The 21,942-nt window shown below is 46.4% G+C and carries 19 protein-coding genes and 1 tRNA gene; 10 read left to right on the top strand and 10 right to left on the bottom strand.

The annotated features are described in order from the left end of the window. Positions 1 to 208 precede the first annotated feature (208 nt). Together QS795_RS15145 and QS795_RS15140 are read right to left on the bottom strand one after the other, a co-directional pair. Positions 209 to 1,654 (bottom strand): glycoside hydrolase family 32 protein, encoded by a 1,446-nt coding sequence (locus QS795_RS15145; RefSeq protein ID WP_286269640.1) that lies wholly within the window; start codon positions 1,652 to 1,654, stop codon positions 209 to 211. Then, positions 1,651 to 2,913, bottom strand: a complete 1,263-nt coding sequence (locus QS795_RS15140) for an MFS transporter (protein WP_318626598.1) — start codon at positions 2,911 to 2,913, stop codon at positions 1,651 to 1,653. Before QS795_RS15140 ends, QS795_RS15145 begins: the two co-directional genes overlap by 4 nt. A 235-nt stretch (positions 2,914 to 3,148) precedes the next feature. On the opposite strand from QS795_RS15140, the gene QS795_RS15135 reads away from it, so the two are divergent. Both QS795_RS15135 and QS795_RS15130 read left to right on the top strand, forming a co-directional pair. Then, a complete protein-coding gene (locus tag QS795_RS15135) occupies positions 3,149 to 4,144 on the top strand; it encodes a LacI family DNA-binding transcriptional regulator (RefSeq protein WP_286269642.1) in 996 nt (331 codons plus the stop codon). A gap of 39 nt (positions 4,145 to 4,183) precedes the next feature. Beyond that, entirely contained in the window at positions 4,184 to 5,107 is a 924-nt protein-coding gene (locus QS795_RS15130; RefSeq protein WP_286269643.1) for an aminoimidazole riboside kinase, read from the top strand. A 124-nt stretch (positions 5,108 to 5,231) separates the two neighbouring features. On the opposite strand, the gene QS795_RS15125 is transcribed toward QS795_RS15130, so the two are convergent. The 3 genes from QS795_RS15125 to QS795_RS15115 form a co-directional block, all read right to left on the bottom strand. Further along, positions 5,232 to 5,307 (bottom strand) — tRNA-Phe (locus QS795_RS15125). Between the two features lie 126 nt (positions 5,308 to 5,433). Then, positions 5,434 to 6,006, bottom strand: a complete 573-nt coding sequence (dicD, locus tag QS795_RS15120; protein WP_418055385.1) for a division control transcriptional repressor DicD — start codon at positions 6,004 to 6,006, stop codon at positions 5,434 to 5,436. A gap of 191 nt (positions 6,007 to 6,197) precedes the next feature. Further along, complete coding sequence (locus QS795_RS15115) at positions 6,198 to 6,491, bottom strand: helix-turn-helix domain-containing protein (protein ID WP_154603522.1); 294 nt, start codon at positions 6,489 to 6,491, stop codon at positions 6,198 to 6,200. 534 nt (positions 6,492 to 7,025) lie between these two features. Here QS795_RS15115 and QS795_RS15110 point away from each other — a divergent pair. The 8 genes from QS795_RS15110 (at position 7,026) to QS795_RS15075 (ending at position 15,225) form a co-directional block, all read left to right on the top strand. After that, a complete protein-coding gene (locus QS795_RS15110; protein ID WP_318626595.1) occupies positions 7,026 to 8,165 on the top strand; it encodes a glycerate kinase in 1,140 nt (379 codons plus the stop codon). A 146-nt stretch (positions 8,166 to 8,311) separates the two neighbouring features. Next, the gene (locus QS795_RS15105) at positions 8,312 to 9,310 is read left to right on the top strand and encodes a 3-oxoacyl-[acyl-carrier-protein] synthase III C-terminal domain-containing protein (RefSeq protein WP_318626594.1); all 999 of its coding nucleotides are present in this window, start codon (positions 8,312 to 8,314) and stop codon (positions 9,308 to 9,310) included. Further along, positions 9,307 to 10,314, top strand: coding sequence for an NAD-dependent epimerase/dehydratase family protein (locus QS795_RS15100; protein ID WP_318626593.1), 1,008 nt, complete (start codon positions 9,307 to 9,309; stop codon positions 10,312 to 10,314). The genes QS795_RS15105 and QS795_RS15100 overlap by 4 nt, the downstream gene beginning before the upstream one ends. Beyond that, entirely contained in the window at positions 10,311 to 11,111 is an 801-nt protein-coding gene (locus tag QS795_RS15095; protein WP_154639361.1) for an MBL fold metallo-hydrolase, read from the top strand. Before QS795_RS15100 ends, QS795_RS15095 begins: the two co-directional genes overlap by 4 nt. Further along, on the top strand, positions 11,108 to 12,385 hold the full coding sequence (locus QS795_RS15090; RefSeq protein ID WP_318626592.1) for a F390 synthetase-related protein: 1,278 nt from the start codon (positions 11,108 to 11,110) through the stop codon (positions 12,383 to 12,385). Before QS795_RS15095 ends, QS795_RS15090 begins: the two co-directional genes overlap by 4 nt. After that, complete coding sequence (locus QS795_RS15085; protein ID WP_154639360.1) at positions 12,382 to 13,011, top strand: phosphatase PAP2 family protein; 630 nt, start codon at positions 12,382 to 12,384, stop codon at positions 13,009 to 13,011. Before QS795_RS15090 ends, QS795_RS15085 begins: the two co-directional genes overlap by 4 nt. After that, positions 13,008 to 14,132: a sterol desaturase family protein gene (locus tag QS795_RS15080; RefSeq protein WP_318626590.1), complete on the top strand. Its 1,125-nt coding sequence runs from the start codon at positions 13,008 to 13,010 to the stop codon at positions 14,130 to 14,132. Before QS795_RS15085 ends, QS795_RS15080 begins: the two co-directional genes overlap by 4 nt. Next, on the top strand, positions 14,119 to 15,225 hold the full coding sequence (locus QS795_RS15075; RefSeq protein ID WP_286269655.1) for a fatty acid desaturase family protein: 1,107 nt from the start codon (positions 14,119 to 14,121) through the stop codon (positions 15,223 to 15,225). Before QS795_RS15080 ends, QS795_RS15075 begins: the two co-directional genes overlap by 14 nt. A 26-nt stretch (positions 15,226 to 15,251) precedes the next feature. Here QS795_RS15075 and QS795_RS15070 read toward each other — a convergent pair whose 3' ends face one another. From QS795_RS15070 to QS795_RS15050, 5 genes are all read right to left on the bottom strand, one after another. Continuing rightward, positions 15,252 to 16,373: an SPOR domain-containing protein gene (locus tag QS795_RS15070; RefSeq protein ID WP_286269657.1), complete on the bottom strand. Its 1,122-nt coding sequence runs from the start codon at positions 16,371 to 16,373 to the stop codon at positions 15,252 to 15,254. 68 nt (positions 16,374 to 16,441) lie between these two features. After that, positions 16,442 to 17,566 carry a hypothetical protein gene (locus QS795_RS15065; RefSeq protein ID WP_286269659.1) on the bottom strand — a complete coding sequence of 375 codons (1,125 nt, stop codon included), beginning with the start codon at positions 17,564 to 17,566 and terminating at the stop codon, positions 16,442 to 16,444. Further along, entirely contained in the window at positions 17,566 to 20,325 is a 2,760-nt protein-coding gene (locus QS795_RS15060) for a fimbria/pilus outer membrane usher protein (protein WP_286269661.1), read from the bottom strand. The genes QS795_RS15065 and QS795_RS15060 overlap by 1 nt, the downstream gene beginning before the upstream one ends. Before the next feature lie 81 nt (positions 20,326 to 20,406). Beyond that, positions 20,407 to 21,213, bottom strand: a complete 807-nt coding sequence (locus tag QS795_RS15055; RefSeq protein WP_286269663.1) for a fimbrial biogenesis chaperone — start codon at positions 21,211 to 21,213, stop codon at positions 20,407 to 20,409. Continuing rightward, entirely contained in the window at positions 21,200 to 21,868 is a 669-nt protein-coding gene (locus QS795_RS15050) for a fimbrial biogenesis chaperone (RefSeq protein ID WP_286269664.1), read from the bottom strand. The genes QS795_RS15055 and QS795_RS15050 overlap by 14 nt, the downstream gene beginning before the upstream one ends. Positions 21,869 to 21,942: the final 74 nt, after the last annotated feature.

Below are 21,942 nucleotides of genomic sequence, written 5' to 3'. Positions count from 1 at the left end.
GTTGATTATACGTTAAAGCCGTATTTTATGCAGGTTTTCCGAGAGTTTTTTTGATGTGAATGACTTATAAGGTCGATAATAATACTTATCTATTTAAGCTAATATTATAAAAATGAGACTGGCCTCAACAGAGTCTAAAGGATTAAAAACGCCTTGTGATAAAGCACATCACAAGGCTATTTTGTTTATCCCAATTCCGGCTCAATCATTATTTGAGCTGCCAAAGCATTCCTTCCGAAATCACCGCGCTGCCATGAGAAGCAAATAACATTAACTTGCGTTCATTAGGTTGGGGATAAATACGGCTAGACATTGCGGCGTCACCGTCGTTGACGAAGACTTCAACGGAGGAGCGGTCAATAAAAATACGCAATGAAAGCTTATCGCTCGCGGGTAATGGAATGCTGCGATAACCGTCCAGCTCATATTCTGGATAATGCCGCCAGAGCACTAAGCGCTGAGATTGGCTATCAATATACAGCTCTAATCCATCGCCTACTTTATTACCTAGCGCTATGCCATATCGTTCCGCATTGCTTTGGCTTATATCCCAAACAAGCTCTAATTCGATGGCGCTGGAATGGTCGAGTAGCACTTCTGTTTGACTAACCGAGTGAGGCTCAATGGGTTGGCTCTGTTGGCGTAGTGATTTGGCTTCAATCACTGGGCGTTGGCATAAATGCCCATCTCGTTCAAATAACTCGCGTGGTAGAGTTAAGCAGCCAGCCCAGCCTTCTTGTTTGGATGGCATGGCAGATTCCCACATATCCATCCAAGCCATAATGACACGTCGCCCATCCGCTGCCGTAAATGATTGTGGTGCGTAAAAATCGTGTCCATTATCTAATTCAGTAAATTTTTGGTTTTGTATAAAGGCGCTTCCTTGTTGCCAGTGACCTTGAATTACGCCGGATTGGAAGCGATTACGATATTGGTAACCTGTATTTTGTTGGATGCCTTGTGGTGAAAACATCAAATAGTGATGGTCGCCACACGGGAAGAAATCTGGGCATTCCCACATATAGCCACCATCAACGTCAGCATGGGCGAGGATCCGATCAAGTTGCCATTCGCGTAGTGAATTTCCCTTATAAAGCAACGTTTGCCCACAATTTGCCGCGTCTCGAGCACCTAACACCATCCACCAAGTGCCATTTTCTTGCCAAATTTTAGGATCACGGAAATGCATGATGCCATCGGGAGGCGTTAGCACAATGCCTTGTTTTTCAAAGTAAATACCATCGGTGCTGGTTGCTAAACATTGAACTTCACGGATAGCGCTATCGTCACCGGCTTCTTTTAGCCACACATGCCCTGTATAAATGAGTGAAAGGATTCCATTATCATTTACAGCACAACCCGAAAAACAGCCATCACGATCATAATCATTACCGGGTGCTAGCGCGATAGGCTGATGTTGCCAATGGATCATGTCGTGGCTGGTGGCGTGACCCCAATGCATTGGCCCCCAGTCAGCACTCATTGGGTGATGTTGATAAAATGCGTGATATAACCCATCAAAGTAGATCAAACCATTGGGATCATTCATCCAGCCAGCGGGCGGAGCAAGATGGAAGTCAGGGTAATAGGTATTTCCACGTTGAGCTTTAAGTTGCTCAAGAGCAAATTGTGCTTGCTGAAGTTTTTGGTTCATAGTTCCACCGTTTTTTTCGATGTTGTCATACGATTGACGGTTGATGCGTCCTCTGATTGCAGAAGGACACTTGAAATTATCGTCATCAAAATGACGATAGCGGCGAGGATCATATAGGTATCTGCAAAGCCTAATGTGTCATAGCTGTATCCCGCGAGTGGGGATAAGAATGAGGCGCAGAGCGACGCTACAAACTGGAAACCCACTAAGTAGATGGTTGCAGATAAACGTTTATCAAATACGGATGTAATGTATTTAAATAATGAAATTAATAGGATAGGGAGTTCAACCGCATGTAGCAGTTTCATAAATGAAATTGTGATTGCATCGTCGGCAAGCCCTGAACCTAAAATACGCAGCGCCATGATGACACCGCTCAAAAGCAGGCCTCGCTTTGCGCCAATTCGATTGACGAGGAAAGGTGCTAAGAACATCCCTCCCGCCTCTAAGAAAACCTGAAGCGAATTTAAGTAGCCAAACATCTCGTTGCCTTCGTTTTGGTTAGCAAACAACGAGGCAAAATAGACCGGAAATTGTTGGTCGTAGACGTTATAAACACTCACCCCGCAGACAAATATCACCAAAGACCAAAATGAACGCATGCGTAATAATCCCAGCGCATCAGTGATAGTCAGTGACTGAGTTTTGCCGAACTCAAGCTCATTCATGGTATGAGGGCGAACGTTGCGTAAACGCCATAACAGGATGATGAACAGAAGTGCGCTGGCAGAACCCATAGCAAAGTTTAAATTGGGGTCGATATTAAATAATAACCCGGCAAAAAAGGTGGCGCCTGCCCAGCCTAGTGAACCCCACATACGGGCACGACCATATTCAAAACTCGCAATGCGGCTAACGCGTTCAGTGTAGGATTCAAGGGCACCAATGCCGGCAAAGAAAGTTGCGCCAACATAAATACCCAACGCGGCCGCTCCCGCAAAAATGTTCCATTTTAATAACGGGGTACAGACAAAAATAAACCAAGGCCCGCTGATTAATAGCAATCCACCCAGAAACCATAATAGATTTTTGCGTAAGCCAAGCCTGTCTTGGATAAAACCATAAAGAGGCTGAGCACAAAATGCGGTTAGGCTGATAACAGAAAAAATAATGCCCGTATCGGTGCCCTTTAGGCCAATTTTTTGGCTGAGCCACAGAGATACCAAGGAAAACACGGATGACCATGTCCAAAAAAAAGTAAATAACAAACCACTTAATGTGAGATAGGCATGCATGTTAGCGCGTGTTTTTTTGCCCATAGATATTCTCCTACTGTCAGAATGTCTATATTGTTAATGTTAACATTCACTTTATAAAAGACGGCATAGTGCATAAATATGATGTTAATCACCAATGTTAACATTAACATTGACGGTATGTGAGGGATGTCACAGGTTTCTTATTCTCGCAATCATGTGGCGATTTATTGGTTGATATACTCCGATGAAAAGACGTTGAAAACAAAGACGTTGAAAATAGAGTAAAGAGGGCAAAATGGTACTCTTAAAAGATGTCGCAAAGCTGGCTGGCGTTTCAATGATGACGGTCTCTAGAGCTATCAATAATCCTGAAAAGCTGAAAAAAGAGACATTAGAGCGCATTCAAAAAGCCATTAATGAAACCGGTTATACGCCTGATCTTTCAGCTCGCATGATCCGCGGTACACGTTCAGGACAAAAACCTCGAACGATTGGGGTATTGGCGCTAGATACGGCGACGTCCCCTTTCTCTGTCGATATCACGCTGTCTATTGAAGAAACGGCGCGTTCACATGGTTGGAATAGCTATGTGGTGAATATGCTAGAAGGTGATGACCCTGAAGCCATCGCGAGTTTACTTTTTTCTCATCGCCCAGATGGCATTATCTACACGGCAATGGGACTTCGGCAGGTTGAAATTACCAAGCACATGATGAAAGTGCCATTAGTACTCGCTAACTGTGAAAGCCTAAATGTACCAACGGCCAGCTATGTACCCGATGATGAAGATGGCCAATATAACGCGGTGAAAGCGCTATTAAATGCGGGGTACCGCCAACCGCTGTGTTTATATCTCCCAGCTAACCACCCAGCGACTCTTCGCCGAGCTCTTGGGGTTAAGCGCGCTTGTGAAGAGCATGGAATTAATGCGGATGCGTTATCTCATCATTTTTTAAGTACAGAAAACTATGCAGATATTCCTGAGATTGTACGCAAGCAGATCCACCATGGAAAAGCGGGTTTTGATTCAGTTATTTGTGGAAACGATCGGATCGCATTCATCGTTTATCAAATCTTGTTAGAGAGTGGATTGAAGATCCCAAAAGATGTCGCCGTTGTGGGCTACGACAATATGGTTGGGATCGGTGAATTATTTATTCCACCGCTTTCGACGGTACAACTCCCGCATTATGAAATTGGCAAACGCAGCGCGCTACATATCATTAATGGGGAGACACATCGAGAAACTATCTATATTTCATCGCCTTGGTTACCAAGGGATTCAATTTAATCATACTGACTATTTTCAATATTGCTTGTGGAGTTATTTATGACCGATAAAGTGTGGGTTCTCGGTGATGCTGTTGTTGATTTGATCCCCGAAAGAGAAGGCTGCTTACTTCAGATGCCGGGTGGTGCGCCTGCGAATGTGGCGGCTGGGGTTGCTCGCCTTGATGGACAAAGTGGGTTTATTGGTCGTGTTGGGGATGATCCTTTTGGCCGCTTTATGTGCCGCACGTTAGAGCAAGAGAAAGTGAACACCGACTATATGAAGCTGGACCCGCAACATCGTACATCAACGGTGGTGGTTGAACTGGATGAAGAGGGAGAACGAACCTTTACGTTTATGGTTCGTCCCGCAGCAGATCTTTTTTTAGAAGTTGAGGACTTACCCGTATTTCAGAAAAATGAATGGCTACACGCTTGCTCTATCGCGCTGAGTGCGGAACCGAGCCGCAGTACCACATTTTATGCCATGGAAAAAATCTGTAGTGTCGGTGGACGCGTCAGTTTTGATCCTAATATCCGAACGGATCTTTGGCAGGATGAAAATCTACTACGTGAATGTTTACATAAAGCGCTAACTTTCGCTTCGGTAGTGAAGTTATCTGAGGAGGAGTTATTTTTCCTAAGTGGCAAAACCGATATTCAGCAAGGTATTGCACAGCTTTCAGCACAGTATTCTTTTGATTTGCTGCTGGTCACTCTAGGTAAAAATGGGGTGATGGTGTGTTGGCAGGGAGATATCCTACATTATTCTGCTAGACCGGTAGTGGTGGTTGATACGACAGGTGCGGGAGATGCTTTTGTCGCAGGTTTACTGGCAGGGCTGGCGGTGTATGGTCTGCCGCGTGATGAAGACACGCTGGGTGTGATTATTGGGCAAGCTCAAATTTGCGGTGCATTAGCCACCACGGCGAAAGGTGCAATGACCGCATTGCCATATCGTCAAGACTTACTCAAAAGCTTGTAGTCACGATTTCACGCTATTTTTTAGGGTGGTAGTGGTGAACAAAGAAAGTAGTTTTTGAGAAGTGAAGACTGAAGTGATCCGCTAGAAAGCAAAAACCCGCCACTAGGGCGGGTTCTTTAAATAGTGGTGCCCGGACTCGGAATCGAACCAAGGACACGGGGATTTTCAATCCCCTGCTCTACCGACTGAGCTATCCGGGCAACGGGGCGCATTAAACCGTATTAGGCTGTTCCCGTCAATGCATTTTTTATAAAAAAAACCATTTTCTGACTGAGTGTTTTCTTTTTCGACAAAAAACGCCTGTTTAACGCGCGAGTGTACGAATTTTAACTTAATGCGCCTTTTTTACGGCACAGAGCGATAGTCAAAATATCTTCAGAAAGCTGTTGAGCAATTTCCACATCACGGATATCACGATTAACCAACAAGCGATTTAAGCAGCCTTCTAAGACCAACTCCATCTGATTGGCGACGAGTTCTGCATCTTCAATATCTAGCTCATCGAGCAGCTGCTTAGTAAAGCTGAATGAGTTGGATTTTTGCAGTCGGCTTAATTGATGGATAGGGTGCTCTGGGTCTGGATAATAGTTGCAGGCGGAAATAAACAGGCAGCCAGGAAAACGCCCTTCACGGACTTTCTCTGCCAATTGTTGATAACGAGCCATGAGTTTTGATTGTGGGCTGAGTCGCTCATCTAATAAGGTTTGACGCTGCCACACTTCAATTTGCTGCCCGTGATAGCGTAGAGAATCATAAACGAGGGCTTCATCATCAGGCCAAAATTGGCGTAAGGTCGTAAAATCGGACTCAATTTCAGTGAGTAAACTCTCTGTCGAGGCGGATAACCCCTGTTTCTCTAACTGGTTTAACGCATGGCTCAAAATAGTGTCGCGCTGGATACTCATCATTATCTCCATCACAAGATTTGCTAGTTTTTCCATCTTAGCAATGTTCAAAGTTGATTTATAGGCGTTGATTTTGTCACAAGTATGAAGGGAATTGTGGGGAATTACGGGTAACTCAGAGAGCGAAGAGGTAGAGAGGCGTTACCCTCTCTATACCTAACGAGTTGTTTAGTCGAAACTAATTCCTAGTTAAACAACTTATTCTCCATATCAATATCGATATGATAAAAATTGAAAATATTTTGTAGGAACTCATCAATATCGTGCTTTTTTAATTCTAAAGCATGCAAAATTCCCAAAAGATTTTGAATAGTAATCGCATTGACACCTCGCTCATAGCGAGAAATCTGTTGTTGGCTGATGCTTAAACGAGAAGCGAGTTCAGCACCGGTGAGCCCAACAACTTTACGTCGTCGTTTAAGAAATGAACCAATGTAAGTGGATACTTCATGGTTATCGAATTGTTGATTAGCTAGCATGATCCCTCCATGCGAGTTTTATTGAGATAATAGTATTCAAAGATAATTAAATATTATTATCTTTAATTGGCGAGAGTAATCGAAAATTGACTATATCAATTTAGGTGTATTTAACCGCTAAGTTAAACTAATTACCAATATTTATGACGGATTGATAGGCTATTTTCGATAGTTAATAGCTATTTTGATCACTCAGTTAGTGAGTAAAATTACAAAGGATTATGGGTCTTATGTTCGATTATTTTGATTTAATTAGCTAAATGATCTGGGTTTTTGGGTTTTTATTGGTTTTTTATGGCGATAATTACTGACTTATTTTTTATAAAAATAATGCAAAAAATAATAATGAAGTATGAATTAGGTAATGGGCTGTTACACTTATATATATATTATTCATAAATATGTTTCGAGAGAAAGATTTATATTTACTTCGTCATAAATATACAGATTTGTTTATTGATTATCGGTATTATTTTAAATAGTTTATAGAAATAAGAATAAATATGACATCGTGCAAATAAGGAATGCTGATTAATGAAAATTATCATTGCACCTGATTCTTTTAAAGAGAGCATGAGCGCCGAGCTTGCAGCTCAATCAGTGATAAAAGGTTTTCAACGCGTGTTTCCTGACGCGGAATATATTTCGCTGCCAGTGGCTGATGGCGGAGAAGGAACGGTGGATGCGCTGATTGCGGCGCAGCACGGCGAAAAAATACCAGTTACCGTGGCAGATCCTTTGGGGCTCCCTGTCATGGCTTATTATGGGCTATTAGCTGAAAGTAAGACGGCGGTGATTGAAATGGCGCAAGCCAGTGGGTTGATGTTAGTGCCTATAGCCAAGCGAAACCCGATGCTGACGAACAGTTATGGTACGGGAGAGCTGATAGCCAATGCGCTTGCTCAAGGGGTTGAGCGGATTATTCTAGGGATTGGCGGCAGCGCCACAGTGGATGGTGGTGTCGGCATGTTACAGGCGCTGGGTGTGCGATTTTATGATGAAAATCATCAATTACTGGGGAGCACGGGGAATATCCTTTCGCAAATAGCGCATATTGACATTCAGCAGCTTGATCCGCGTTTATCTCAGTGCAAAATCGACATTGCTTGTGATGTGAGTAACCCCTTGGTTGGGGAACACGGCTCTGCGGCAGTTTTTGGTCCACAAAAAGGCGCAACGCCAGAAATGGTGGCAGAGTTAGACAATGGGTTAAATCAGTTTGCGGCGCTTCTTCAGCAGTTAACGGGGACTGACTATCGTTATCTTGCAGGTGGCGGCGCAGCAGGGGGGATCGCCGTTGCAGCGGCTGCGCTACTCGGCGGTGAGCTTAAATCCGGTATTGAGATTGTGATGGACGCTTTAGCGTTTGAGCAACATTTACCAGATGCCGATTTGGTGATCATCGGGGAAGGTAGTATGGATGGGCAGACCGCTGGCGGAAAAGCGCCTCTTGGTATTGCGAGACTCGCGGCAAAACATCAGGTTCCGGTTATTGCATTAAGTGGTGTGTTAGGGGATGGTGTGAAAGGTCTGCACCAAGAAGGTGTCACGGCGGTATTTAGCATTCTGCCAAGATTGTCTTCGCTTAGTGAGGCGCTCAAGCAGGGGGCTGAAAACTTAGAAAATACAGCGTGCAATGTGGCTCGAGTATTGAATATGGGGCGCCATCTTTGAAATAAAAGCGAAGCGCATTTATTTGATGAAAAATAATCCGACTTATCCAATATTTATTTTATATGCACTTTTTCCGATACCATGACGACGAGTTATTTGATAAATGAAAGGGTAATAAAGCAATAAACTACAAGAATAGGTAAAAAATGCTTAACCCCAACACGTTTGTGCCACTGAAAATTATTGCTTCTGGCATCGCACTACCCACACATAAAATATTGTCGATGGATTTGGATAAGCAGCTGAATAAGCCGAACGGTTACGTTGAAAAGCGCTCTGGGATCCGCTGGCGCTACCATGCATCCAATACCGATAGCCAAGCTGAATTAGCCGCCGCCGCAATTCACGACGCATTAACTCGCCACCATATTGATCCTGCTTCAGTGGATGCCTTGATTTGTGCATCGGCTATTCCCGTTCAAGCCCTACCTTGTAGCGCAGCTCATATTCTTGCAAGTTCAGCGCTTCACTCGGGAATTGCTTGCTTTGATGTGAATGCGAGTTGTGTGAGTTATTTATCGGCGTTGCAAATTGCGGGTGGGCTACTCGCTACCCATCAATATCGCCGAATTGCGATTGTCTCTGCGGATATTGCTTCTCGTGGGATTGATTGGGAACATGAAGAATCTTCGCTGATCTTTGGTGATGGCGCAGCTTGTACACTTGTTGAGCGCGGTGATGGGCATAGCGGCATTTTGGCATTTCGTTTGGAAACCTATCCTGAAGGGCTGGATCTTTGTGAGATCAGGGCGGGTGGTACTCGCCGTAATCCGCGCTCAGGTATGGAGCCGAGCGATTTCTTATTCCACATGAAAGGCAAACCGCTATTCAAGATGGCATCCGCCATGGTTGAGGATTTTATGGAGAGAATACTGTCTCAAGCGGGAGTGACCTTAGCGCAGATTGATACGGTAGTTCCCCATCAAGCGAGTCACTTATCCTTGGAACATATGCGCAAGCGCCTTAGTGTCACCGCCGAACAGTTAGTCGATATCTATGCCACACATGGCAACCAAGTGGCGGCATCAATTCCTTCCGCGCTACATGAAGCCATTATCACCGACCGTTTTTATGGCAAATCTCGCGTAATGCTGGTAGGAACCGCAGCCGGTTTGGCTTTATCTGCCCTGGTTTTAGTCCCATGAAAATCTTAGTTACCGGCGCGACCAGCGGGCTTGGGCGCAATGCGGTCGAAATACTGCTACGTGAAGGGCATCAGGTGGTGGCTTGTGGGCGTGATTTGGCGATTGGTCAGATATTAGCTGATTCTGGCGCGGCATTTATTCCCGTAGAGCTGGCAACCTTAACACCGGAAAACGCACGGAAATTGATGTTGGGGTGTCAGGCCATTTGGCACTGCGCTGCACTGTCGGCGCCATGGGGTGAGCGTGAAACATTTGAAGCTATTAATTGGCAAGCCACCACAACCTTGGCGCAGACTGCGGCAGAGCAAGGTATCGAGCGGTTTGTGCATATCTCCACCCCTGCAATCTATTTCAATTTTACTCATCAGCACAATATTTTCGAATCAACGAATAACACGCAATTTGCCAATGATTATGCGCGAACGAAGTTCCTTGCCGAGCAAGAGATTACCAAGATAGTGCCGAATTATCCCTCAACTACGTTTGTGATTTTGCGCCCTCGTGGATTATTTGGTGCGCATGACCGGGTTTTATTGCCGCGTTTGATGGCGCAAGTTCGTGCCCGTCATGGCAAATTGGTGCTGCCGGCAGGGGGCAAAAATGCCTTCGATTTGACCTACGTTGAAAATGTGGTGGATGCCATGATGTTGGCAACCCAAAAACCGTTAAAAAGCGGGTCGGTATACAATATTACCAACCAAGACCCTCAGCCGTTGGCCACGACATTAAAAATGCTATTTGAGCAAACAGGTACTGAGTGCCAGATTAAATCAGCCCCTTATTCGCTATTATACGGTGTGGCATTTTGCTTAGAAAAATTGGCGATTATGCAGCGAAAAGAGCCGTTATTAACCCGTTATAGCCTTGGCGCTGCTTATTTCACGATGATTTTAAACAATCAACGCGCTCAGCAGGAACTCGGTTACATCCCACGCTATTCCATGGCGGAGGGCATCGCACGCACCGCAAAATGGCTTAATGAAAACCAAGAGGGCAAACCATGATGAACATTCGGGTATTTGAAGTGGGATATTGCACCCATCCCGGCTGTGTTGCCCTTAAAGGTGCCAGTATGAAAGCGTGTAAATTCCCCGCGCGGGCATGGCTGATTGAGGGGCATGACCAGCGCTGGCTGTTTGATACGGGGTATGCCGACCACTTTTATGACCATACCCGTGAAGGGATCATTCGGCTGTATCGAGCGGTTACGCCGGTTTATTTTGATACCAAAGATGCTCTCGTTTCTCAGCTTAAGGCGGATGGCATCACGCCTGCTGATATTACTGGGGTGATTATTTCCCATTTCCATGGTGACCATATTGCGGGGCTACGGGATTTCCCCTCTGTGCCGTTAATCTGTTCGGGGGAAGGGTGGCAAAAAACGCGCAATCTAACTGGGTTTTCCGCATTACGTAAAGCTTTTGTACGTGGGTTAATCCCTGAAGATTTCGAAGAAAGAGCACGGTTTTATGAAGGCTTTGAGCGTATTGAGCTGCCTGAAGCCTTAGCCGAATTAGGATTTGGCTACGCAATAAACCCAGAAAAAACTTTAATTGCCGTGCCATTACCAGGTCATGCCGCGGGGCATACTGGGTTATGTGTCGCGACGGATGACGGCTGGATCTTGCTGGCGGGGGATGCGGCGTGGTCACCAACGAATTACCGAGAATTACGCGGACCAATGGCGGTAGCGAATTTGATTATGGATGACAGCCAAGCCTATTACGATACGCTCAATAAATTGCATCAGATTGATAAACGCCAGATACCGATCCAACTGTGCCATGAAGGTGAGCTGTGAAACTGCTGAAAATTCTGTGGTATTACTGGCAGGCTCGCCGACTGCGTTTTACGGATCGTGCAGCGCTAGAGCGATATCAACAGCGAAAATTGTCGGCATTTACTCAGCGTTTTTTACGGCGCAGTCCCTATTTTTCGGCCTATTGTGAGCAAGCACTTACTCAATGGCCTGTGATGAATAAAGCCTTGATGATGCAGCATTTTGACCGTATGAACACCCAAGGTCTGAAAGTGGATGAGCTGCTTGCCTGCGCAAAACAGAGCGAATCTTCCCGAGATTTTTCTCCAACAGTGGGGAAATTTAGTGTGGGGTTATCGTCTGGGACATCAGGAAAACGCGGGGTGTTTGTGGTTAGCCCTGATGAGCAAGCTCGCTGGTCGGGAACCATGCTCGCTAAGATGCTGCCGGATGGGCTATTTACCGGAGAGCGCGTTGCACTGTTTCTACGTGCAAACAATAACTTATATGAAAGTGTGAATAACCGTTGGCTCTCATTTCAGTTTTACGATTTGCTAGGGGATTTTGATGAGCATCTTGCTGCACTTAATCAATGGCAGCCTACCATTATTGTTGCTCCTGCTCAGGTGCTGGTGGAAATCGCAAAACGCCAGCAGCGAAATGAGTGCTCACTAACCCCAAAAAGGGTGATATCAGTGGCGGAAGTGCTAAATGCCGATGACAAATCCCTGCTAAAAACGGTTTTTGCAGATGTGGGCGAAGTGTATCAAGCGACGGAAGGTTTTCTTGGCTGCACCTGCCCTCATGGCACATTGCATCTGAATGAAGTTTTTTTGCATATTGAAAAACAGTGGATTGATGAACGCCGTTTTTCACCGATTATCACCGATTTTACACGGCAAACTCAGCCTATTGTGCGCTATCAACTGGATGATATCTTGGTCGTTAGAGATACCCCATGCCCTTGCGGCGATGCGCAAATAGCTATTGAACGCATCGAAGGGCGTAGCGATGATCAATTGGTGTTAACCAACCAACAAGGTGATCCAATAACCCTGTTTGCGGATGCCTGTAACCGAGTGATATGTAATACTTTACCGACAGAAACAGATTACCGACTTCATCAACAGGGGAAGTTATTTACCTTATCCGCGGATTGTGAGGAAGCGGTGCTATTAGCATGTAAGCAAGCACTAACTGACTACTTTGAACTGCAAGGCGCAGTGACTGAGCATCTTCAATGGCAACTCAACACCAACTTGCCCGTGACCGTAATGGCAATTAAGCGTCGGCGGATCACGCGGGAGGCATCATGATAACGTCGATGTCAGTGTGGCAGCGCGTGGGGTATTTACTATTAGGTTGGGGATGTGTTGGGTTTATCTACTCATTGACGGGGCATATTTATTCTTCTGCACATGTTATTTCCCCCACGATAATTGATGATGCCATCGGTTATTCGCCAAATGCGGTATGGCTCTATCTCTCATTTTTCCTATTTATTCCCTGCGGTTATCTGCTGAGTCACGCAGAAAAAGTGAAGCCGTTAATGTGGCAGATGATCCTCTGTGCGGTGCTATCTGGCACGGTATATCTGATTTATCCAACCACAGCCGAGTTTCCTCAAAATATAGGGAGTGGGTTGACTCAACAGGCACTTGCCGGGTTATTGCAGGTGGATACGTCGCAAAATATGCTGCCTTCGCTCCACGTGTCATTGACGTTAATTGCATGGGGGGCTTTGTGTCGAAAAGGTCAATTTTTGAGAAACCTCTTGTGGCTATTGTGGGCGTTGATGATTATTTTTTCTGTCTTAATGCTGAAGCGGCACCTGTTTATTGATGTGGTTGGCGGCGCGGCTTGTGCGTGGATAGCGATAACGGTTGTTCGTTTACTGACGTTTCGCTTATTGGCGGCTAATCCGTCACGGAGAGTGCGATGAATGAACTGACATTTCCCATTATCTTTATGGTGTTGATTGTGATGGTGGAAGCGCTGATTATTGCCCGTCAAAAGCGCGTTTCATTCAGTTGGCAAGATGTGGTTTTTAACCTTAATTCTGGGCATATCATGCTGTGGCTGTTCCGTGGGTTAGAACTATTTTGCTACGGTTTTGTGGTCACACATTTTTCTTTTGGCCTTACCGATAGCTGGCCAACGTGGTTGGTGTGGTTGTTTACGTTAATCGCTTGGGATTTAGGGTTTTATTGGCTTCACCGCTTACATCATCGTTACCGTCTTTTGTGGGCAGTGCATGTGGTGCACCATCAAGGGGAGCATTTTAATCTCTCGTTAGGGGTACGTAATTCGTGGTATTCCTCACTCACTTCTATTCCTTTCTTTCTGTTATTAGCGTTGATGGGCGTACCGCTCACCGTCTTTATGACGGTATCCGTGCTTCATTATACGATTCAATTTTTTAACCACAGTGGATTAATTCCTCGGTTTAAATGGTTGGAATCGTGGATGGTGACGCCGCATCATCATCGGGTTCACCATATAAAAACGGGCGGGTACGCCAATCGTAACTTTGGCGGCAGCTTTATTATTTGGGACAAGCTATTTGGAACGTTTTCTGAATCTCCTGAAACGCCCCATCAATACGGTATTGGTGGTGAGGCGGCAACGGAAAATCCGTTGATTGATAGTAATCGCCCATTTTTGCGTATATTGGGCGTGAAAAAAGCGAATAAACCGATGCATTCTCCTAGTTATCACATCGGAAAAATGGGGCTAGTGGGTGGGTCCTTACTATTGTTCACGTTGGTGATTGGCTACGTGTATCGCTATGGGTACGGTTTTAATGGGACGACTCTTGAGCAAGTTGGGTTATTTCTGCTGTTGGCGGCAGGGACTGTCGCATTATCTGGCTTATCAAGCGGTTATGGTTGGGGAAAATGGAGTTGGTTTGCCGTTGCCAGCCTGACACTGTTATTGATCATAATCGCAGGTTGGTTGACACCATTCTGGCTGGTGATGGGGGCGCTATTATGGTTGCACAGCCTTGCTGTGCTAATGGGCGTAGGAACAACGCCTGTGGATAGACGTGATGTACAAGCCTAAGCCATTACCGCCCCTCGCTTTTCGTCAGCGGGATGACTTGGCTTTTCACCGTGCATTGCAGCAAGCGGCGAAGGGGTATCTGCAAGAAAAAGGCGATCACCGCTTTGCCGATGGCAGGGTCTATCTCAAAAGTTTGACGCTAATTTTGGTGTGCTTAGGCAGCTATGGGCTGATGCTAAGTTCTCAAGGTGGAATTCTGTTTTTTGTGGGTTATCCGCTATTTATTTTCTTTGCCTTATTGTTGGCGATTAATATGGTGCACGATGCCTCGCACAACGCCGTTTTTCAGCGAGGAGCACTTAACCGGATTGTGAACTTTTGGGTAACAATTCCTTTAGGGTTAGATCCTGATTGTTGGCGCGTGCGGCACATTGTTTTTCACCATTCCCATACCAATGTTCGCCATTATGATCTGGATATTGAAGAAAATTTTTTACTGCGCCAAACCCCATACCAGCGCTGGTATCCGTTTATGCGTTGGCAGCATTTGTATTGGCCGCTGATCGCAGCAATGACATTTCCTGCACTTATTTGGGGTTACGATTGGTTTGACCGTTTTCATTTTACGCGCGTTGCCCCAAAAATGCGCCATCAGGGTGCGAAAGGTATTGGGGTATTTTTGCTGAGTAAAATCCTGCATCTTTTCTTAGCAATATTATTACCGTATTGGGTTTTATCCCCTTATGGCATCGGCATTGGCACGTTATTGGGTGTTTATCTGCTTAGCCAAATGTTCGCGTCATTTATTTTTGTGGTGCTGATTTTGGGTACTCATTGGGCGAAAGCCACCTTTTATACAGCATCGGATTCAGGGCGCATGGAGCAAGGATTTTACACTCATACGTTCTCCACCACCTATGATTGGCAAACCACGCCGAAGTGCCTGACTTACTGGCTCGGCGGATTGAATTTGCATCTGACGCACCATTTATTCCCCAATTGGCACCATCGGCATTATCCAGCGCTTGCTCGTATTATTCAGCAAACTGCCGCGCAATTTGGCATGGATTATCACTGTGTTGATGCCAAAACCTTGTGGCGTTATCAGCAGCGGTTTTTAAAGCGAATGGGAACAGGGGAAGGGGTTAGGTAAGCGATAGTCGCCTACCTAACTGTGGGTTAGTTTAGCTCAGATTGAACCTGTTGTAAGCTGCGCACCCACGGTTTATCCCGTTGAAATGCAGAGGGTAAGCCTGGTATGGCGTGCTTTGCGGCTCGAGGAGTTGGGTATTCGCCATACACTAAAACATACCATTGGCGGTTATTTCTCACCGTTTCATAGACCAAATAATTACGTAATTTATATCGACGAGCTTGTGCATCAAGCCCTTCAGGGCTGCTTGCGCTGCCTAATTGTAATGTGTAATGACGAGGTGGCGCAGAGCGAATCTCGCCACCTAAATTCGTGCTCACTGAGGTGTGTTTCGCCACCGGGATCGTCACTTCTATTGGCTTGCTAGGCATATCGATTGGCACTAATTCTACCTGTTCAGTTTCACCTTTTTGTTCTGACGGGGGCAATACAAGGGTAATGATCACTTCCGTCGGTTCGTCAGAAACGGTTTCATTTACCTCTGGTGCTGTTTGTTGCTGAATATGGGCTTTATGTGCAGCGGCGAGCATTAAGCGTTCACGGTGCTCGGCAATAGGTTGCCATATTCTAGTCAGTTCTTTTTGCAATAGGCGCAATGTGGCATAAATCCGGTGCGGTCGGTGGTTGTTTAAAATCTCCAGTAGCACCTGATTTCCCTTGGCTGAGAGCTCGATAGCATTAACTTGCGGTTCAGCGTGAATGGGCTCGGTCATCGGTAAGCTGATTAAATTGTACGAATATTGCTGGCAACGTTGTTCATCAACCGCTTCTGTGGTGACAGTGGTATCTTCCTGAATATCATTCAATGCCTGTTGAGCTCTTTCACGCACTTCGTTATTCGCGGCGATGGCTTTTTCCAGCCACCACGTTGCGCAGGCTGTATTTTGAGGGCCACCTTCACCCGTGAAAAACAGAATCCCTAAATGGTACTGACCGAGGGGATAGCCCTGCAATGCGGATTGCTGAATATAGTAACGCCCTTTTGCGAGATCGATAGGGACGCCATCTCCATTGATGGATTGCACGCCGAGGTCGTGAATTTGCTCAAGGGATGTTGGAGATACTGCTGACAGCGCAGGGCGGCACAACAGAAGCGACATTCCCATGAGCAATAATGTGAATAAACGGTGGCGGTGAGTGGCTATCATGGCATTCTCATCGTTGAATGATAAAGGCTTAGTGGTTTGTGGTGAAAACCACTAAGCGGTTAGGCAGGTTATTCCCAGTCAAGAGTGACGGTGGCGGTGGCGGAAGCTGCACCGAATTTAACTCCCTCTCCGAGAGAGCAAAGGCTAAAACGATAAGGAATTTGGTGTGAACCGATGGTAAGATCACCTAAATCAACTTGATTTGCTGGTGGGGTATTAGATCCAGGCCCGAAATTGGTGCCTTTTGTTGCGCAGGCATCATGTATTGTCTTAATTGAAGCACGCACAGTAGCTGGTGCTAATTCTCCAGTGGCATCCATGGTCATTTTTAAATTATTTGTAACGCTATAAATTGTTCCATTTAGTGTCAATTTAGCTGGAGAATGAGTACCATTATTTCCAGTGCAGTTGATCATGAAATTCCCATCAACGACCCCTAAAACATCCTTACGGTTCCCTCCAGGAGAACCTGAAGTATTGCCTTCCCAATCCCAAATATTTACTTTACCAAAATCAATTTTAGGTGGGGTGTTGATAGTGCATTGTAACCCTTGTTTTAGAGTAAAGAACGGAGCCGCTGCTATAGTTGCCTTGTTATCCAGCCCACCTACATGGACAAAGATATATCCTGAAAAGCTATAGTCTCCAGGCTTTACGGTGGGGCTAATATAAAGAGCAGCTCGAAAGTTATTGATTTTTTTATTAACTAGGGAGCTAATCGAGCTATTACCAAAAATGGTATTTTCGAATCTGGCAGCATACATAATTGCTGGTTGAGTATCACTAATTGCACTTGGTGAGCTGGATATTATCGGTTCGCTTTTAAATTGATATTCAACATCTATATAATTTGTAGTCTCTTTAGCAGAAGTTAAGCCGGATAATGTAAAAACAATACCAGGTCCGATGACAACACCATAATAACCATCAACACTTCCCCAATAAGCCCCGCCTATATTTGAGAATATTTCACTGTTAATATAGATATGTCGAGCGCCTTTCTCATAAACATTTCTCTCAACATTTTGTGGTGAGCCCTCCCATACGATTCCTGATTTGTAAAAAACTAAACCGTTCGGAAATGTTCCCCCCGCATTGTCGCTAAAACTCCACGTAGTAGATAAACTGTATACCATTAAACCTGCTGCGACTGACCACATTTTCCCCCAGCGTTTTTGATTATTCAATTTCATTATTTTTCTCCTGCAGGCGACTGTAACCAACGTGTTTTATTGGGTGTTTGATGTAAAGGCTCGATATTTTCCATTGGAGCGGATACCTGCTGAGCCGTTTCTGGTGTATTCGATACCATAGGCTGAGCCTGTTGTTGCCCACTCACACAGCGATAAGAGGCTTGGCGGATTGGCATATCTGCGGAGACATCCACATGGCGCAAGTCAAAACTCACCTGACATTGCTGTGCGGCAGCGTCCCCCCATTTCACCAACAATTCCCCCGTTTCAGGTAACCCAGTGAGGTACACCTGCCCTGCATCCCCCACAATGCTGCTAATGTTGTCAGCGCTGTTATCGGAAATTAAGGTGGCAATGGCCCCAAATGGCACATATTTGGCACCCTGTTTTAAGGTCATGAGCACTTGGTAGCCGATACGGGTACGGAAACTGGCTTTCACCACCGCACCTTTGGTGGGGTAAACGTTGGTATTGGATTGCGGTAAATCGATGTTTTCAGGCAATGTGCTTGGGTCTAAACCAATGCTGTTTTTGTTATAGTCGGAAAGATAAGGTGCCACCGCATAGCCTCGCCAATCCGTTACAGCAGAACCGCCATTAACACTGACGCCTTCGGCGCCCGGTGCACTAATGAGTGCGACAGAGTCCCCCATGGAGCGGCTTAAGGTTAGCCCTTCGGCGTGGAGCAAGGCGCCGCCGCTGGCATTCATATTGATTGACTGGGAATTATTGCTATAGCTATAACCGGTGCTGATGCTGCCTTTATCGCCTTGGTAGCCCGCATTCAGGTTGGTGTTGGCAATTTGCCCTTTATTTCCCCAGCTTTGTGATGCGCCATACGACAGCTTGCCATCCATAAAGCTGCCGCTCAGGCCGCTATTATTTTGCGTGCGCCCATTTTGGTCATGACTCATGGAGTAGGTGGCATAAATTGACTGCCAATCACGGTCTTGGGTAAACACACTAAACGGCACGCTTAAGTTGAAGGAGAGCTGGCGGTTTTCCGGCCAGTTATTGCGACTGTCTTTTACGCGGTCGATATTGTAGTTCACACCGTAGCTGATCCCTTTAAAGCTGTTGCTGTAGCCCATGGATAAACCCGTTAAGGTTCGGCTGCTACCCCAGTAATCATCGCGATTAGCGCGAAAATGCAGTGAGCCATACTGTTGCATCTGCTGGCTGAGCTGGGTTTGGAAGCTGCTGCGACGACGTTGCAACGTCCACGGGCTAAGACCCTCTTCAAGGCGATAGCCTTGGCTGTTAAATTCGCTGAAATTATAGAAATGCTCGGTGGAGTAACGTAATGCGGTTAAATCCACCGACGTGCCTGTTGCCATTAAGCTTTTTGAATAACGGATGCGGTAGGATTGCCCGGTTTTTCGCTCGCTGGCGCTAGCCACTGGGTTGGAATAAGTAAACTTAGCCGATGAGTGAGTAACGTCCGTGGAGACGGCACCGAAATCCCCTAAAGAGACCCCTGTTCCTAAACTCAGAGATTGATAATCTTTTGCCAGCAAGGCGCCGCCATACAGAGTGACATCGTTATGCAGCCCATAAACAGCGGTACCTAGAATAAAGTCAGAGCGACGCGAGCTGGTGGTCAAGTTACCGTTATAACGACCGGAGGCTACTTCGTATTTCCAGCCGCCGGGGCGCAGCATCACGGGTAAGGATGAGTAAGGCACCACAAACTGGCGTTCAGCGCCATCGGCTTCGGTGACCGTGACGTCATAATCCCCAGACAAGCCTGCTTGTTGGATATCATTGATATAAAAGGGGCCTGGAGCCACATAGGCTTCGTACACGATATTGCCATTTTGGCGAATAGTGACGCGGGCGTTGCTGTTGGCGACGCCACTGATCGCCGGGGCATAGCCGCGTAATTGGCTTGGCAGCATCTGTTCATTGGAGGTCAGTTGCACGCCCTTAAAGGGCACGCCATCAAACACATCACTGCCTGTGCTGCTTTCACCCACTAACAATGTCGAGCGCAATGCCCGAATATCCCGTGATAGGGTGGTATTGGAAAAGTAGGTTTGGGTATGGGTCGTCGCCGATTGGTTCTCGCTTCCGCTGTATTCGAAACGGGAATGGGTGAGGTTACTGCGCAGACGCCATGGCCCCGCATTGGCACCCAAGCGTGCAGACGCAAAGACGTTGGTATTTTGGTTTTTTTTGCCGTGGTCATAGCGGCTCGTGGTGCGACCCGCACTGACGTTATAGTTCGCCATGAGTGCCGGAATGCCATCGTCCCATAATGACGGGTCTGCATTACGATTGACTTGAGATTGCATCGCCACTTGCGGCACGCTGATGTTTAATCGCAAGCGTGACAAATCTAATCGGGTTGTCGCTTGTGGGATCAGTGCACCTAAATCTGAAATAAACTCGCCGTTAGGTAAGTCTTTCAGGACAGGAATGTGCGGTACATTGACCCCAAATGTGTCGAGTTGCTCCGGGGTTAATTCCGGTGCGATTTCACCGTGGGCATTTTTGATAAAATTAAGCGTAAATTGCCCCACGTCTTGTTGGTTAACAAACACGGACACAGTGTATTCCCCTTCAGCTACGCCACCGGCTTGTGAGAAGGCAGATAAATCCACGTCTGTGTTTTCACCTGCTACCCCTAAAAAACTGGGATCAAAGTAATCTTCGGCCTGTGTTGGCGCGACCGCCAATAGCAATACACACGCCAGCGGGTGATAACGGAAAAAAGGGGTTTTTGGCTGATTTTCAGCAATTTTATGGGCTTTTTTCATGATCTTCCTTTATCTTGCGAATGCAAGAATCCCCCCGTTGCCAATGCGCATCGGGTGAATGTGTTTATCTGTATGGTGCGGTTACATTGCTGAGAGTTGGCGTGTTCTCATTTTGTCGGTTCCGCCATCGTCGTCCATGAGCTGCCAATGAATGTCGTTTGCGACATGGCTGGCATCAAGGGGCCACTGCGCCTCCCCAAAGGGTGGAACCATGCGTGAGGAACTTAAATTCAGGGCGTTTTTCCCCACCGACAGTGACGCTAACGTGACATAAAAAGGCGTCGGGTTTTTCAGGGTTAGCGTGTTTTTTGTGCGCTGAAATTGCAGCTGTTCGGCGATGTTGTCGAGATGATGTTCCGGTAATCCCGCGGGGCGATAAAACAGCTTCAGATTATTTTGTACGGCAAGGATCATTTGCGCACCTTCGGCCGCCTCTTTTGACTGTGCGGGGATCGCCGTCAGTGATAACTGCGCAATCGACTCTTTATCTTGCGTGAGTAAATTATGCTTTTGAAGAATGCGCAATGTGAGTGTTTCGCCCGGCTCGAAGCGCTGTAACGGCGGTAAAGCAATAAATGCCGTCAAATTTTCATCTGCGGTTTCGGTATTATCGCTCGCCGTTTTGCTTGATGAGCTCCCTTCCCACGGCAATAGGCGCGCCTGTAATAAATACGGTATCGCCGTGTTATTGGTGATAGTGTACGTCACCCCGTTCTTGGCATCATGGGGGTAAATCACACGGGTTGAATGCAGTGTGAGCCCATTAATTTGGTCTTGGATGTTATTTGCCCATGTAGGCTGGGTAAAAAGTGTTGCCAAGAAGGCGATCCCGCTAATCAAGCAATACAACACAGGATTTTTCATCTTCAATAAATTAATGTTGTTCATCGCGGATAGCTCCTGATTGAATCTTCCCCTGATACGCGGTGCTCATATCCCCGTAATCGGTGATAACTTTCCACTCTGCCTGTGCGGTACCGCCTTTGACGGGGTAAGTTTGGGTGGAGAAGGGCGCAATCATAGGACCCAGTTCTCGTACATCGATGGGGTGCTGATCCACACTCAATTGCGCCAATGTGATGTAATACGGCGTTGGGTTATTGACTTCGAGCTGCTGACCTTGCTGGCGAAATGTCAGTTGGTTTGAGGCGCTTTCGACGCTCATGGGTAACCCTTTCGGGCGATAAAACAGTTTGATAACGTTGCGGACCCCCACTGAAACTTGCGCGCTGGTCATCTCGCCTTCGGGGGCACTAGCTTTTGTGGTGGAAGGGATCGCTAATAAGCTTAAATAAAATACGGATTCTCGGTCCGTCGGCAGCGCCGAAGCCCCATTACGCACAATCAGCAGCGTGCTTTGGCTCTCTTTTTCTAAGCGAGACATCGGCGGTGTGGCAATAAACGGGGGCGCGGGTTTGTGTGCATTTCCTTCGGGTGCATTGATGACATCGGCTTTGATTAAGTAAACCTGCGGGCTGCTGTTTTTAATGGCAATTTTGGCATTTGGGTTCGCTGCATCGAACACGACACGAGTCTGGGCCAAGCGTAAACCGCCTTCAGTAGCGGAAGCCAAGGCTGAAAAAACACCCCATATCAATACAATAATAAGCGTGTGAG

Source organism: Providencia zhijiangensis (assembly GCF_030315915.2).
GTDB lineage: Bacteria > Pseudomonadota > Gammaproteobacteria > Enterobacterales > Enterobacteriaceae > Providencia > Providencia zhijiangensis.
Note: the sequence above shows the minus strand (reverse complement) of the source record. Positions and strands in the feature narration are given on the sequence as shown.